This is a genomic window from Leuconostoc litchii (genome assembly GCF_008107645.1).
GTDB classification, from domain to species: Bacteria; Bacillota; Bacilli; order Lactobacillales; family Lactobacillaceae; genus Leuconostoc; species Leuconostoc litchii.
This window is the reverse complement of record NZ_SDGY01000001.1, coordinates 18077-33522: the sequence shown is the minus strand read 5'-3', so window position 1 is coordinate 33522 and position 15446 is coordinate 18077. Positions and strand designations below refer to the sequence as shown.

At 36.9% G+C, this 15446-nt stretch carries 16 protein-coding genes; all 16 read right to left on the bottom strand.

Going from position 1 to position 15446, the window contains the following annotated elements:
- Window positions 1–55 precede the first annotated feature (55 nt).
- A complete protein-coding gene (rpmB, locus tag ESZ47_RS00155; RefSeq protein WP_004900506.1) occupies window positions 56–256 on the bottom strand; it encodes a 50S ribosomal protein L28 in 201 nt (66 codons plus the stop codon).
- A gap of 90 nt (window positions 257–346) precedes the next feature.
- Complete coding sequence (gene trxA, locus ESZ47_RS00150; protein ID WP_148603656.1) at window positions 347–661, bottom strand: thioredoxin; 315 nt, start codon at window positions 659–661, stop codon at window positions 347–349.
- Between the two features lies 1 nt (window position 662).
- Window positions 663–1310 carry a thiamine diphosphokinase gene (locus ESZ47_RS00145; RefSeq protein ID WP_148603654.1) on the bottom strand — a complete coding sequence of 216 codons (648 nt, stop codon included), beginning with the start codon at window positions 1308–1310 and terminating at the stop codon, window positions 663–665.
- Entirely contained in the window at window positions 1310–1966 is a 657-nt protein-coding gene (gene rpe / locus ESZ47_RS00140) for a ribulose-phosphate 3-epimerase (protein ID WP_148603652.1), read from the bottom strand. The genes ESZ47_RS00145 and rpe overlap by 1 nt, the downstream gene beginning before the upstream one ends.
- A gap of 14 nt (window positions 1967–1980) precedes the next feature.
- Window positions 1981–2868: a ribosome small subunit-dependent GTPase A gene (gene rsgA / locus ESZ47_RS00135; protein ID WP_148603650.1), complete on the bottom strand. Its 888-nt coding sequence runs from the start codon at window positions 2866–2868 to the stop codon at window positions 1981–1983.
- A gap of 51 nt (window positions 2869–2919) precedes the next feature.
- The gene (pknB, locus tag ESZ47_RS00130; RefSeq protein WP_148603648.1) at window positions 2920–4842 is read right to left on the bottom strand and encodes a Stk1 family PASTA domain-containing Ser/Thr kinase; all 1923 of its coding nucleotides are present in this window, start codon (window positions 4840–4842) and stop codon (window positions 2920–2922) included.
- 2 nt (window positions 4843–4844) lie between these two features.
- On the bottom strand, window positions 4845–5579 hold the full coding sequence (locus ESZ47_RS00125) for a protein phosphatase 2C domain-containing protein (RefSeq protein ID WP_148603646.1): 735 nt from the start codon (window positions 5577–5579) through the stop codon (window positions 4845–4847).
- A complete protein-coding gene (gene rsmB, locus ESZ47_RS00120; RefSeq protein ID WP_148603644.1) occupies window positions 5579–6925 on the bottom strand; it encodes a 16S rRNA (cytosine(967)-C(5))-methyltransferase RsmB in 1347 nt (448 codons plus the stop codon). The genes ESZ47_RS00125 and rsmB overlap by 1 nt, the downstream gene beginning before the upstream one ends.
- Complete coding sequence (gene fmt, locus ESZ47_RS00115) at window positions 6918–7880, bottom strand: methionyl-tRNA formyltransferase (RefSeq protein ID WP_148603643.1); 963 nt, start codon at window positions 7878–7880, stop codon at window positions 6918–6920. The genes rsmB and fmt overlap by 8 nt, the downstream gene beginning before the upstream one ends.
- Window positions 7881–7985: 105 nt before the next feature.
- The gene (gene priA, locus ESZ47_RS00110; protein ID WP_148603641.1) at window positions 7986–10397 is read right to left on the bottom strand and encodes a primosomal protein N'; all 2412 of its coding nucleotides are present in this window, start codon (window positions 10395–10397) and stop codon (window positions 7986–7988) included.
- Between the two features lie 2 nt (window positions 10398–10399).
- Window positions 10400–10948, bottom strand: a complete 549-nt coding sequence (locus tag ESZ47_RS00105; protein WP_148603639.1) for a GNAT family N-acetyltransferase — start codon at window positions 10946–10948, stop codon at window positions 10400–10402.
- A gap of 38 nt (window positions 10949–10986) precedes the next feature.
- The gene (locus ESZ47_RS00100; protein ID WP_148603637.1) at window positions 10987–12129 is read right to left on the bottom strand and encodes a nicotinamide-nucleotide adenylyltransferase; all 1143 of its coding nucleotides are present in this window, start codon (window positions 12127–12129) and stop codon (window positions 10987–10989) included.
- 48 nt (window positions 12130–12177) lie between these two features.
- Entirely contained in the window at window positions 12178–12942 is a 765-nt protein-coding gene (pnuC, locus tag ESZ47_RS00095; protein ID WP_148605684.1) for a nicotinamide riboside transporter PnuC, read from the bottom strand.
- 97 nt (window positions 12943–13039) lie between these two features.
- A complete protein-coding gene (msrB, locus tag ESZ47_RS00090) occupies window positions 13040–13477 on the bottom strand; it encodes a peptide-methionine (R)-S-oxide reductase MsrB (protein ID WP_148603635.1) in 438 nt (145 codons plus the stop codon).
- 105 nt (window positions 13478–13582) lie between these two features.
- A complete protein-coding gene (yihA, locus tag ESZ47_RS00085; RefSeq protein ID WP_148603633.1) occupies window positions 13583–14167 on the bottom strand; it encodes a ribosome biogenesis GTP-binding protein YihA/YsxC in 585 nt (194 codons plus the stop codon).
- Entirely contained in the window at window positions 14168–15418 is a 1251-nt protein-coding gene (gene clpX, locus ESZ47_RS00080; protein ID WP_148603631.1) for an ATP-dependent Clp protease ATP-binding subunit ClpX, read from the bottom strand. It lies immediately after the preceding gene.
- Window positions 15419–15446 lie beyond the last annotated feature (28 nt).

The window sequence follows — 15446 nt, the reverse complement described above, 5'->3', positions numbered from 1 at the left end:
AAAAAAGACCACCCAATGGTGGTCTCAAAACGTTATTAAACTAAAAAACATTAGTTTAGACGCGTTCGATAGATCCGTTCTTCAATCCAGCCTTCAAAGTGCGTGCTGTTAAATAAACCTTTTTTGCTGCAGCACCGTTAATTTTAACCGTAACTTTTTGCAAGTTTGGCTTCCAGCTACGACGACTTGAGTTCAACGCGTGTGAACGTTGGTTACCAAAGCGTGTACGTGCACCAGTAATAGCATCTTTTGCCATGTTTAACCCTCCTTCTTCGAGCTATTTATTTTTTAAAAGCTCTTTCTACAACAATATTAAATTTTACCAGAAACTCAACCCTTTGACAAGTTAATTTGTATATTTCGCTAAAATCTTTGCTAATTGTTCCTTGTTATGAAAACCTGTCAAACGATCCATTACTTCCCCATCTTTTTTAATTAACAGTGTGGGAATAGCGCGAATACCAAATTCGGCCGGTGTTTCAGGATTAGCATCAACGTCCATTTTAACAAATTTTACATTATCAATTTCATCTGATAAAACATCTAAAACTGGTGATTGCATGCGACATGGTCCACACCACGTAGCCCAGAAGTCTGTAATGCTGACACCAGTGTTTGTTTCTTCAACAAAAGTTGCATCTTCTACTGTTTTGACTGACATATTATTTACCTCCATCTACTGATTGTGTAATCATTACGATTCCTGTATCAAAGGATATGTGAACAGAATCCGAAACAAATTCATTTGATGACCACATTTTATACTTATTTTTTGTTAGTGTCAATGTATACTTAGCATCTTTAATTTCAAAGTTAGAGACATCGTTAAGTGGCATAAAACCCAAATACTTGGTGTTAGCTTGCTTGATAATTTCACGCAACCCTGGCTTAGCATAGCTAACAACGTTCATATAATCAATGAATTGTGTTTTTTCAACAATACTATGAAATTTCTCATCAGCCATCAACCACAAATTACTTAACGTATGATCAATTCTTGCGCCAGTTGCGCCAAAAATTTTAATAGTATCAGGATGTTGACCTTGAGCATACATTAACCCCAACTCAGTATCTGTTTCATCCTTCTCAGCTTTCACATGGATAATATTTTGGGTTGAAAGGTGTTTTTTAATAACTGATAACTCCTCGACTGTTAACGAATCAAAGTCACCGACAGCCAGAATCATTGGTATCTTTCTTTGATATAAATACCAAGCACCGCGATCAGCACCAATCCAAACCCCTGGCTCTTGAAATAAATTTTTTGGCCACAGTTCAGTGGGACCACCAGCTAAGATGTTAATTTGCATTATTTGATCAAGTCTTTCAAAATATTAATTTTAGCAGCAGGGTCAACTTTATCATACACGTAAGAACCAGCCACAAATACATTAGCACCAGCTTCATAAGCTGACTGAATTGTTTCGTTGTTGACACCACCATCAATTTCAATATCAAAATCAAAACCACGTTCTTCACGGAATGTTTTTAATTGTGCAATTTTTTGAAGTGTTGATGGTAAGAATTTTTGTCCGCCAAAACCGGGATTAACCGTCATAACTAATACTTGATCCACAATGTCCAATACAGCTTCAATAGCTGAGACAGGTGTTCCCGGGTTAATCACAACTTCGGCTTTAACACCCTTATTTTTAATCATTTGCAAAGCACGGTGAATATGTGGTGTAGCTTCAACATGAACACCGATAATATCTGCACCAGCATCGGCAAACTCTTCTACAAAGCGTTCTGGATTTTGAACCATCAAATGAACATCCAAAACCATATTAGTTTCCGGACGTAATTGTTTCACCCAATTAGGTCCATAAGAAATTGCTGGTACAAATGTACCGTCCATAACATCAATGTGCAAATACTCTGCACCAGCAGCTTCAACAAGCTTGACATCACGTTCCAAATTTGTGTAATCTGCGCTCAAAATTGATGGTGCAATAATTCCTGACATGCTATTACCTCTTTTTAATTATCTGTCTTATATTTTGGTTTCTGCGCTTTAATTAATTCATAAAACGCTTTGTAACTATTATACCTTGACGTAAGGATTGTGCCAACAGCAACAGCCTCTTTAATCGCACACTTGGGTTCATTTAGATGTAAACATCCTCGAAAACGGCACCCTGGCCTTTTCTCAACAAATTCCGGAAAGTAGTCATCTAAGTCTTCAACGGGAAAATCAAACACTTCATAAGATGAAAAACCTGGTGTATCCGCAATTAAAGCTTCATTAATTTGAATTAATGTTACTTGACGCGTTGTGTGCTTTCCTCTACTTAAGGCTTTAGACACTTCACCTGTCTCTAACCCTAATCGTGGAGATAAATGATTGAGCAGCGTAGATTTTCCTGCACCAGTTTGTCCCATGAAAACTGAAACCTTCTTTTGTAAAGAAAATTCAAGTGTTTTTAAAACATTTTTTTCATCTGAAAGAATAACATTATATCCTATACTTTGATAATCAACGGCTATCTGATGAAGGTGCTTAATTTCTGATTCATTTAACAAGTCCACTTTGGAAAAATAAATCAGAGGTGTAACATTGGCAGCCTCTAGTGCAACAAGTTGACGATCTAACAAATTCGAAGCAAAATCCGGCTCTTTTACAGCAGTCACAATAACCGCCAAATCGATATTTGCAACTAACGGGCGAACTAAACTGTTTTCTCTTTGATGAATAGCCCAAATAAACCCTTCATTGTTTTGACTTTCAAAATCCACAAAATCACCTACTAATGGTTTTTGTTTAGATTTTCGAAATTCACCACGTGCGCGTGCACGCTCAATGTCCCCATCCGATAATTGTATGTCGTAGTAACCGCTGAGCGATCTAATTATTCGTCCTGTTTTCATATATTAATAATAACAAAAAAAGCCGATAATATCGACTTTTAAATATAGTAACTATCGGCTTGAAGTACTTTCAGATTGCGAAGAATTGGAAGACACATCACTAGAATCATTGTTATTTGATGTACTACTTGAGGAGCTGCTACTAGAACTTGATGACGATGAGCTACTACTTGAGCTTGATTGCTCTGGCCCTTGAGAAATTGTGATAAGCAACGTATTATCTTTAGTAATTTTTGAGCCACCACGAATAGACTGACTAATGACATGATCTTTCTTGACTGAATTAGAATAAGTTGTGTTGAAGTTTACCGTTACATCATTTTGAGTTGCCCAATTTTGAACATCACTCTGTGTACTATTTTTAGTAAAATCAGGTACTGTAATTTTAATCGGTCCGGTAGAAACTGTAAATGTTACTCCTGTCGCGGTTGGATCAACCTTATTATTGGCATTAACAGATTGGGCAATTATTGTGCCCGACGCTACACTATCAGAAGCTTGTTGTACTTTCTGCACATCATAACCTTGTGAACGTAATTGCGCTGCTGTTACATCGTAATCTGAACCAACGTAGTCTCCAAAACGCACTTTAGCCTTGCCAGAAGAGATAACTAAGTTGATATTATCACCCTTTTTGGCATCTGCTCCTTCTTTTGGCGTTGAGCGTACGACGCTACCCTTTTTGACTGTTGTTGAGGTAGTCGATGTTACTGTACCAACGTTTAGCCCAGCATCTTGTATTTTCTTTTCAGCTTGTGCTTGAGTCAGATTCGACAAACTTGGAACGGTAATTTGACTGGCTTGAATATGTATAAATGCAAAAATAGCAATTAATACAATGATAAGTAGTGCCAAAAAACCAACAATTTTGAATAACTTACTATCCCTATACTTTATACCGTTGCCTCTTAGTACGTTTCTTACATAATTAGGTGTACGGTCAACAATTTTGGCAATATTTTTTACTGAATAACCTTTTTTACCATATTCAATAATCTGATCTTTGATTGACGGCTCTTCTGGAACCTCTTCTGGCAAAGAATTAACTGAAGACACACCATTTTTTAATTGATCTTGAATTTGTGCCATGGGAATGATACGTGTTTCGTTGTCAATATCAGTGGTTGGTGCAAAGCGTTGTTCGTTTGATCTTCTTGGTGACAAGACCGTTTTTAAATCATCAGCCATAACCGATACATCAGCATATCGATCTTGCGGCTTTTTAGCGGTAGCTTTTAAAATAACATTTTCTAGTGCTTGAGGAATTCTAGGATCAAAATCACGTACTGAAGGCATGTCCGCTGTGGCATGCTTCAATGCAATTGCAACCGGTGTATCTCCTTCATATGGTACCTGCTTTGTTAACATTTCATACAACATGACACCTAATGCATAGATGTCTGATTTTGCTGAAGCCATGCCACCACGTGTTTGCTCAGGAGATAAGTAATGCACTGAACCAATAACAGTATGTGCTTGTGTGATATCTTGATCTGCCTTAGCAATAGCAATGCCAAAGTCAGTAATTTTCACTTGATCATTTTTATCAATTAAAATATTTTGAGGCTTTAAGTCTCGATGAATAATACCAGCATCATGGGCTGCTTGAACAGCGCGCAAAATCTGCATCATAATATCAACTACTTGTTGATAGGCAATTGGAAATTTTTCATTAATGTATGACTTAAGCGTTGTGCCATCAACATATTCCATGACAATGTATTGTGACCCTTGGTATTCGCCAACATCATAAACCTGAACAATATTGTCATCTATTAGTTCAGTTACAGATAAAGCTTCTCTTTGAAAACGTTTTGCTAAATCTAAGTCATTTTTCATATCAAGACGCATCATTTTAAACGTTACATCACGATTAAGAAATTCATCATGCGCCAAATAAACATTGGCCATACCGCCATCGCCAAGCGATCTAATAATACGGTATCTATTGTCAACTAGTGTATCTGGTAACATCTTTAATCCTTTTCATGTGTGACAAGTACCGCTGTCACATTATCTGGTGCGCCTTTTATATTTGCTTGCTGAATCATATCAAAAACTCTAATTTCTAGCGTTTCTTCATAACGCATGATTCGTTTAATTGTATCATCACTTAGTACTTTTGTAATACCATCGGATGTTAAAAACAAAATATCATCATCAACAAATTTATGTTGAGAAATCTCGATATCTGCATATTTATCAACACCTAAAAATCGTGTCACACTATTAGCATGCGCTATTTTTTTAGCATCATCTGTGGCCATTACGCCACGACGCACCATTTCATTTTTTAAAACATGATCATTTGATAACTGTATCAGTTGGTCCCGATGAAGTAGAAAAGCTTTTGAATCCCCAAGATTAGCAACAACTATTTTTTCATCAAATAATATAGCTAGTACAACCGTTGTTGCCATCTGTGACAATTCTTGAAATCGTTGCCCAGCATCGATAATAGCCTTATTTTCAATCTTAGCTTGTTCTTTTATCCATGTAATTGTGGGCACAATTGTTTCCATACTACTGTTCTGCCAAGCATGACCAAAATGTTCGACAGTCATTGCACTAGCAACTTCGCCTCCTTCATTGGAGGTAACCCCGTCAGCTACAATAACCATCGTTCTACCAGCTTGATTTGTAAAGGCGCCAACATAGTCTTCATTATCTCGACGCTTGGATCCGGGATCCGTGTGATAGGCAATTGCCATTAATCATTTTTCCTCAATGTAGCTACGAAAAAACCATCAGTTTGATAATCACTTGGATAAACGTGCAAGGCTTTTTCACTGTCATCTAATTTCAATTTATATGATGTTTTTGTTGGCATCAATTCAAAATTCGGATGGTTTTTTAAAAATTTTGTTACAACATCGTCATTTTCTTGACGCAATATTGTACAAGTACTGTAAACCATGATACCATTTTTTGCAAGGTTTTGGCTAACTGAATCCAATATTTCTGCTTGAAGACGCGCTAAACTAGCGACATCTTCAATTGTTTTATCGTATCTAATCTCAGGTTTTCTACGTAACAGCCCAAACCCTGAGCATGGCGCATCAACCAAGATACGTTCAAATTTTTTGTCAATTTGTTCAGGTACTTTACGTGCGTCAAGGACACGAGCATGAATTTTATCAGCTACATGCAATCTTTCAGCATTGTGATTAATTAATTTAATTTTATGCTCATGAACATCTAACGCCGTAATTATTGCATCTGGTGCACTGTATTGTGCTAACTGTGTTGTTTTACCACCTGGTGCTGCAGCAGCATCTAAAATGTTTTTAACATCCGGTGTTAAATGTAAACTTTCTACAGGCAACATCGCACTTTCATCTTGCAATGTCAACCAACCATCGTGGTAGGCTTTAGAACTCGCCACATGACCGCCACTCACTACAAATGCATGAGCAGCAACTTTTGACGACTCCACAATGAAATTTTCTGCTTCTAATGCTTGCACCACTTCTTCATCAGTGGTTATCACCGTATTAACTCGTACGGATTGCTTTGGTGCGTCATTAATTGACGTAATAATTTGGCGTGCGTGCTTATCCCCATTCTGCTTAATTAGTTCTTCAACCAACCACACAGGCAAACTATATTCAATTGAGAGACGCTCAACATCATCCTTAATATCAGCCACATCACGCAATCCTTGACGACTAATATTATGTAAAATAGCAGTAACAAACTTTCCTATGCCAACATGTCCAAGAATTTTAGCAACTTCAATTGATTCGTTAAAAATAGCATGTTGTGGTATTTTATCCAGATATTGCATTTGGAAAACAGCTGTATAAAGCAATTCACGAACCCACGGGTTAATTTTTTTGCTACCAATAAATGGTTCCAACCAGTATTCAAAAGTTAAACGATGTTGAATCACACCATAAACTAATGTTGTTAGCAAGCGAGTATCTGCTTCACCTAATTTATGTTGCTTAATTATTTGATTTAATTGCAAGTTTGAATATGCACCGTTTTTGATTTTAGCTAGTGTTTGAACCGCTAAAACACGGGGATTATCACTGTAAACTCGTTTATCACTCATTAATTATTGCCCATTTCTGACCTACTTCAAGATCTTTTCCAGCACCATTCAAGTATGCACTGATTGCCATTTCTGATTTTCCAGCAGGTTGTAGGCGATTTATTTGAACCACTGTACCATCTGCAGCTGCAATTTTTAGTTGTTTTTTATTTCTCTCAACAATACTACCTGGGGTTTGGTTAGTTTCATCTAATAAAGGTGTAACATCAGTGATTTTCATGCGTTGGTTCAACACTTGTGCAAACGCAGGATGAGTTGGATATAAACCTCGTATATGCCAATCCAGTTGTTTGGCGGTTTCCGTTGCAAAATTTAAATTTTGCATTTCATGTGGAATATTTGGTGAGAAAGTAATTTTTTCTTTGTCTTGTGCCACAGGGCTAATGTCCCCTGTTGCGATTTTGGGAAGTGTTTCTAAAAGTAAGTCACGTCCAGCTATACTCAACTTTTCAAACATAGTACCAACATTATCTTGGTCAGTTATAGGGATTTTAACCGTGTCGATAACATCCCCTGCATCCATTGTTTTTACCATATACATAATTGAAACACCAGTTTCTTTGTCACCATTCATAATCGCATAATGAACTGGTGCACCACCTCGATACTTTGGTAATAAAGATGCATGTGTATTAACAGCAGCAATCTTAGCTGCATTTAATAGCTTAGTTGGCAAGAATTGTCCAAATGCAGCTGTCACAATAAAATCAGGATTAATATCAATAATTTCCTGCATTTCAGGCGAACCACTTATTTTTTCTGGTTGTAACACAGTGATACCATATATTTGCGCTGCAGTTTTAACCGGACTTGGCGTTAAAGTATGTTTTCTTCCTTGTGGACGGTCTGGTTGCGTTACAACAGCTTTTACATCATAATCGTTATTTTTAATCAGTGCTTCTAATATCGGCACCGCAAAAGCTGGGGTTCCCATCAATACTACTGAATATGTCATTTTATACCTCTCAAGCAGGTGTTGCGCTAACGTTTTATTTTTTTCACATGACAACACAAAAATATCCGAGTATTCTCGGACAGTTATCATATTCATTATAACACATCACATAAATGACACCGGATCACGGTCAATGCTCAATTGTAAATCTCCTTTTGCTTTTTGCGCGCGATATTGCAATTCCTGCAATAGTTTATCCATTTCATGTCGTTGCTTGAATTTTAAAATAATTTGAAAATAATAGCGCTTGCGCATTTTAGCAATAGGTTTAGGTGATGGACCTAAAATAATAACATTTTTATCAGCGTGTAAACGTAACCAGTGCGCAACCTTCAGCATTTGCATTGCTACTTGATTTTCTTCTGAGTGACTAGCTTGTATTTGTACGGTGTAATAGTATGGCGCATAATTACCAGCATGCCGAATTGCCATTTCTTGACGATAGAAGCCTTCATAATCATGTTTTTGAGCGTAAGCAATTGCATAATGTTGCGGATTAAATGTTTGTACAAAAACTTCACCAGGTTTTTGAGCACGTCCAGCACGACCACTAACCTGTGTTAACAACTGAAAAGTGCGTTCACTGGCATGAAAATCTGGTAAGCCCAAAGATGTATCTGCATTCAGAACACCCACTAGGGTAACATCAGGAAAGTCTAATCCTTTAGCAATCATCTGTGTCCCCAATAAAATATCTGCTTCATGGTTACCGAATTTTTGTAACATACGGTCCATACTACCCTTTTTTCTTGTTGTGTCTTGATCCATACGAATAACGCGTGCTTTGGGTAACAATTCATGTAATTCAGCTTCAACCTTTTCCGTCCCAGTACCATAATAACGGATACGGTTAGAACCACATTGAGCACAAACAGTTGGAATAGATTCTTCATGACCACAATAATGACATTTCAGGGTATGCGTATCCATGTGTAGCGTCATGGCCAAATTACAATTCGGATCACAAGGGACGTAACCACAATCACGGCACATTACAAAACTTGAAAAGCCACGACGATTAAGCATCAAAACAGTTTGTTCACCTTTTTCTAATCGGTCAATCAATTGTATGCGTAATTCGTTTGAAAAATTAGTCTCTGGTCCCTGTGCCAATGTCTCTTTCATATCAATAATTTGTACACTTGGGAGCTTTGCATCACCAGCTCTTTCGGTCAATGTTAATAATTCATAAATGCCTTTTTGTGCACGTGCACGACTTTCTAATGAAGGGGTTGCTGAACCTAAAACAACTGGTATTTGATAATAATCACCACGCCAAAGTGCGATTTTTCTTGCATCATATCTTGGATTATCGGATTGTTTATAAGTTGTTTCATGCTCTTCATCGACAATAATCAAACCAATATTATCTAAAGGTGCAAAGACAGCTGATCGAGCACCCACAACTATCTTGACATCACCACGTTCAATTCTCCGCCACTCATCATAACGCTCACCATCACTTAGCCCTGAATGTAAAACTGCCGTTTGTGCTCCGAAACGTCCTTTCACTCGTCTAACCATTTGTGGTGTTAAAGCAATTTCTGGTACCAAAAAAAGAACTGTTTTCTCTTGTTCAAAGACATGTTGTGCTGCCTGCAAATATACTTCTGTTTTTCCTGATCCAGTGATACCTTCTAACAAAAATGGCTGGAATTTGTGAGTATCAGAAGCACCTACAACTTGTTCATATGCTTCTTGCTGTTGTTGATTTAATTTTAATAATTCTGTAGGTTGAACCTCACTACGAAAAGGGTCACGAAGTAATTCAACTTGCGTTTTTTTGAGCCATTTTTTAATCGCCGCCTGATTAAATATCTCATTACTCAGGCCAAGAACTTCTTGTAATTCTTTTTTGGCCCAAGTTTCTCCTAAATGACCTAGTATAAATTGTAGTACAATTTTTTGTTTCTTCGCGGACTTATTCAGACCCTCTAACTCTTCTTCTAAAAATGCAATATCATTACTAAACTGGTAAGCTAATTGTGTTTTGATTTTAACCTTGTTATGAACTTCTATTGTCACTTCAATTTTATGTTGGCGACGTAACTTTAATAGCATTGCGATGTCTGTATCATTAAAATCACTAGATTTAAATGGAATTTCATCTAGTCCTTTAAATATTCGCTCACGCACGTCCTCATCAACTTCATCAATAATTTTTATTGTACGTTCGTAGTTTGCTTTAAATGCACTGGGTAGCATTGTTTGTAAAATTGTAATTCGGAAGGCAAATGTCTCCTCAGCCAAATAAGAAGATAGACTTAATAACTCAGTATTTATCACTGGTGTCAAATCCAATATTTTTGTAATTGGCCTTAATTGTTCTTCAGATAATTCTGTTTGGGATATTAAGCCAACAACGAACCCCATAACTTGCCGTGCCCCGAAGGGTACCGTCACACGCATTCCTAACATTAATGAATCAACCATATTTTGAGGCACAATATATGTGTAGGGCTGATTAGTTTGCATTGTTGGTACATCAACAATGATTTGTGCAAATTGTTTCGTCATAACTACATTTTACCAAATGAGCTTAAAGCCGTCATTTCTTCTCGTAAAATACCATATTTCATACTATCCCAATATTTACCTTGCCACCAACGTACTTGACGAATTTGTCCTTCTAACTTTAATCCTATTTTATCACTAACACGCATCATTGCTTTGTTGCCTGACCATGTCGTTAATCCGATATGCGGTAAATTTGGATATTGTTGAAATAATGCAGCTAACCACATTTTAAATGCTGTTGAACCTACGCCTTGTTGCCATATATTTTGACGATAAATCACAATACCTGCTTCTAACCATGATTGCAGTTGCCCATCCTCAAAATAAGCACTAACAGCACCAATAATTTGATCATTCATAATAACCAAGCGACGATTGCTATTGTTTACATAGTTTTCCGGACCGATTTTATTAATAAACTCTTCTCTTGTTGGTAGGATATCTTTAAAGTATGGGCCATTCCACTTTGTCCATTCTGCATTTGGATCGCTATAAGCAATATCCCAAAAAAGTGCCAAATCATCTGTTTTAAATTTTCGTAATGTTATCATTTTCACCTTTCAAAAAAACTGGTATAAAACCAGTTTTTCTAGATATGTTTAATATTGAATCCTGTTCTTGTTTGAATGGCCTCTAACGCCTGCAAATATCTTGCATAATAGCCATAAGGATCGTCGCTCCCGCCTTTTGCATCAAGAATAACAACCTTATCCATAAAGCCATATTCTTCAATAACTTTCAACAAATGACGATGGAACTGCCAACGTGAATCGTCATCAGCAGTCGACATATTACGAAAACCATCATTTACATAAGGTGTAACTGGTGGAATTAATAAAATTAAATCAATCAATTCTTCACCAATAGTATTGTCAAAAAGTGGTTTTAATTGTGCATTGTCTGCTTCATTTAACCACATATCTGCATAAACTTTAGTCACCATGGCATCAGTATCAAATATGGTTAAACCGTTATTGGCAGGAGAATTAATTTCTCGTGAGTTAGCATCATATTGACCTTGAATCAAGCGAATATAATCTTTAACAACTAATTCGTCATCACTAACATTAGATCGTTCTTGATATTCGCGAGCATATTCTTCAGAAAATGGCGAATTACTTGTTCTAGCTAAACGACGAACTAGTGTCGACTTCCCAGTTGAAGCTGATCCCATGACTGTAACTTTTTTGGCAAAATGACGTCGGAAAACCCGATTAATATAGTCCCAGTTTCCAATAGGATTTTTTCGAATTTCAGTAGCTGATATTTTCAAAACTGTACGATCCATTAAGCTCACTTTGAATTGACCATTTTGAGGTAATCGGGATTCTAATTCTGTCTTATAATTTTGTTCTCCTGTATAAAAAGTTATTTTTGCATCCTTATTAACGATATTTCTTTTAACAGTTTCAACTAAAATACGTGTCCATTCATCCCAGCCATCAGGCATCATAGGTATATTATCTTCATTAATGTAATCTACTTTGATGTCCGTCTCATCACTAAAGGCTTCACGTAAATAGCGAAAACGCTTTTCAACAGGTAAACCTATTTGGTAACCGCGATCGTTTGTATACCCCGATGCAATAACCACAACGCCATCATTTAACGCAGCAGCTTTGTAAATTTCTGCTTGGTGTCCAACGTGCATAGGCGCTAAAGTACCAAAAAAAACGCCAATGTGATCTCCATGGAGATCATCTGTAAATAAATTTCCTGCAATTGTTCTCATAATTGTATACTGTTTTATTCCATTATTCTGTGAACATTAAGATGTTCGTTATTTTCGTGTCAGCTTTCGCCACTGTATGATACCGTAAATCGCGTTCACTGTTAGTGCGAGGTTCATTCCTAACATAGCAAATGCACTAGGATCCGCATGCCCCGTCCAAGCACGTCCCCACAAAATGATTTCTACAATATCAAAAAGTAACCAAGCATACCAAGACTCGGCAAATTTAGCTGTTTGTAAAATTTGTGCACCCATTGATATAGTCGTTGTGAGACCATCCATATAAGGTTGTCTAGAACCAGCCTGGTGTAATATCATCCCAACAATTACTAAAATGATTAAAAATATGGGTATAACAAACAACCATTGCTTTAAAGTCATATACTTTGTTGATACAACATCTTGCTCATCTTTTTCGGACAACACATCACGCTTCATAAACCCTAGCCAAGCAGCAACACCAACAAATTGCATAACAACCCAGAACGCACTTAAAGCGACTTCACCAAATAATTGTGATTGAAAAGCCAAAGGCATGTACATCAGTGAGTACACCAAACCCCAAAAATAGTTAGTAATACGGCCTTTTGCAACTAAAACAACAGTAATAATGTTCATTATTCCAGTTGCTAATCCAAACCAATCCAAAGTTTGGTTATGCAAAACACCAAGTGTCCATACTAACATCTGAAGAGCAATTAACACTATAAATAACATACCTTCAGCTAACTTCCAACCGAATAACAACTCTTTAGTAATGTTAATCGGGTTAAAATAATGCCAAAAACGCTGCCAAACTGGCTCCTTAACCATCATATTTCTCCCTAATAAATTATTTATTTTATTATATCAGTAATCGTCATGAAAAAATTATTGAACGGAGAAATTTAAATAAAAAGCTGTAGTTATTTTAAAATAATACCAAGTACTTTCCGTACCCTTTTTCATCCAACTCTTTTTTAGGAATAAAACGTAGACTAGCTGAATTAATACAGTAGCGTAATCCACCTTTTTCCGGTAACCCATCATTAAAAACATGACCCAAATGCGAATTAGCTTCTTTAGATGTTATCTCTGTTCTGATCATGCCCAATGAATGATCTGTGCGCTCTTGTAAATGTTGGTCATCATCAATTCCTTTCGTAAAAGATGGCCAACCACATCCTGCATCATACTTGTCAGTTGAACTAAATAACGGTTCGCCACTAACTACATCAACAAAAATACCGTCTTCCCACCATTGATCATATTTACCAGTGAAAGGGCGCTCTGTTGCAGCATGTTGTGTTACTTCATATTCTTCGGGTGTTAAACGCTCACGCAATTCTTCATCACTATAATTTGCCATAAAAACCCCTTTTTATTTTTCAATTTTACACGTGTTTCACTATACGTCAACTAATTCAGCTTTTAAGTTAGCGTAATAAAAAAAGCTGACAACGATGTCAACTTTTTAAAGATGATTTTCAATCCAACGCCATACTTCTTCTTTACCATATTTCGTCTCTGACGAAAAAAACTGAAAATCACTATCTTCGTTGCTAAAACCAAGCGATTTTTTGATGACTGATTCAGCTTTGTTGAATTTACCACGTGATATTTTATCAGATTTAGTAGCTACAACCAAGATCGGGATATTATAGTAGTGTAACCATTCATACATTGAAATATCATCTTCACTGGGTTCATGACGAGCATCAACTAAACTAATAACGCCACGTAATTGTTTACGACTCGTAATATATTCTTCAATCATGACGCCGAAAGCCTCACGTTGCGCCTTTGACACTTTAGCATATCCATAGCCTGGCACATCCACAAAATATAGCTTATCTTCGACATCATAAAAATTCAAGGTTTGTGTTTTACCAGGTTGCGAAGATGTACGTGCAAAATTTTTCCTTTGAATCAACGTGTTAGTCAATGAGGACTTCCCAACATTTGAGCGACCAACTAATGCTATTTCCGGTTTTCCATCTGTGGGATACTGAGCTGCAGACACAGCGCTCATGACCATTTCAACATTGTGTACGTCCATCTATTCACTCACCTTTTTTAACTGTAACTCAGGTTGTTCGCCTTGTTCTACACTAGCCTTTGTAATAATAACCTTAGCTACATCATCGCGACTTGGAATGTCAAACATGACATCTTTCATTACATTTTCAATGATTGAACGCAAGCCACGTGCACCAGTGTGACGTTTAATGGCAACTTCTGCCATAGCTTCTAGTGCATCTGTTTGGAACTCTAGTTCAACATCGTCAAGCCCCAAAAGTGCTGTGTATTGCTTAATCAAAGCATTTTTAGGTTCCGTTAAGATACGTGTTAAATCAGAAACAGTTAGTTCGTCTAATACTGTCACAATAGGCAACCGACCAATAAATTCCGGAATCAAACCAAACTTTGTCATATCTTCGGGCTGCACATGATGCAAAATATTATCATCGTTAAGAGCTTCTGCATTTTCGTTAGCATCAGAACCAAAACCTATTACGCGCTCACCTAAACGTTCCTTAATAATCGTATCAATCCCAGCAAACGCCCCACCAACAATAAATAGTATGTTCGTGGTATTCACTTGAATTAATTCTTGTTGCGGATGCTTACGTCCCCCTTGGGGTGGCACACTAGCTGTTGTTCCTTCTAACATTTTCAAAAGTGCTTGTTGAACACCTTCGCCAGAAACATCACGCGTAATAGATACGTTCTCTGATTTTTTAGCGATTTTATCAATTTCATCAACATAGATAATACCACGTTCAGCTGATTCAACATCAAAATCAGCCGCTTGTAATAATTTCAAAATAATATTTTCAACGTCTTCACCAACGTATCCTGCTTCAGTCAACGTTGTTGCATCAGCGATAGCAAATGGCACATTCAAAATACGTGCTAAACTTTGCGCTAAATAAGTCTTTCCAGATCCAGTTGGACCCATCAAGGCAATATTTGATTTTTGTAATTCAACGTCCAGTGTTGGCGCAACATTTTCATTAATACGCTTATAATGATTGTATACAGCTACAGCCAACGTCTTTTTAGCATCGTCTTGTCCGATAACATAATCATTTAATTCATCAACAATTTCATGTGGCGTTGGTAATGCTAATACTTCAGTTGCACGGTCAACTGTTAACTCTTCTTCAATAATGCCTTCTGCCAAAGCGACACATTCATTACAAATGTACACATCATTTGGCCCAGCAACAATTTTTTTTACTTCACTTGCTGATTTACCACAAAAGCTGCAGTGAATTTCTTCTTCAAAATTTGGTGTATTCGCCATGATTTTTATCCTAAACTTTTAGTTACTC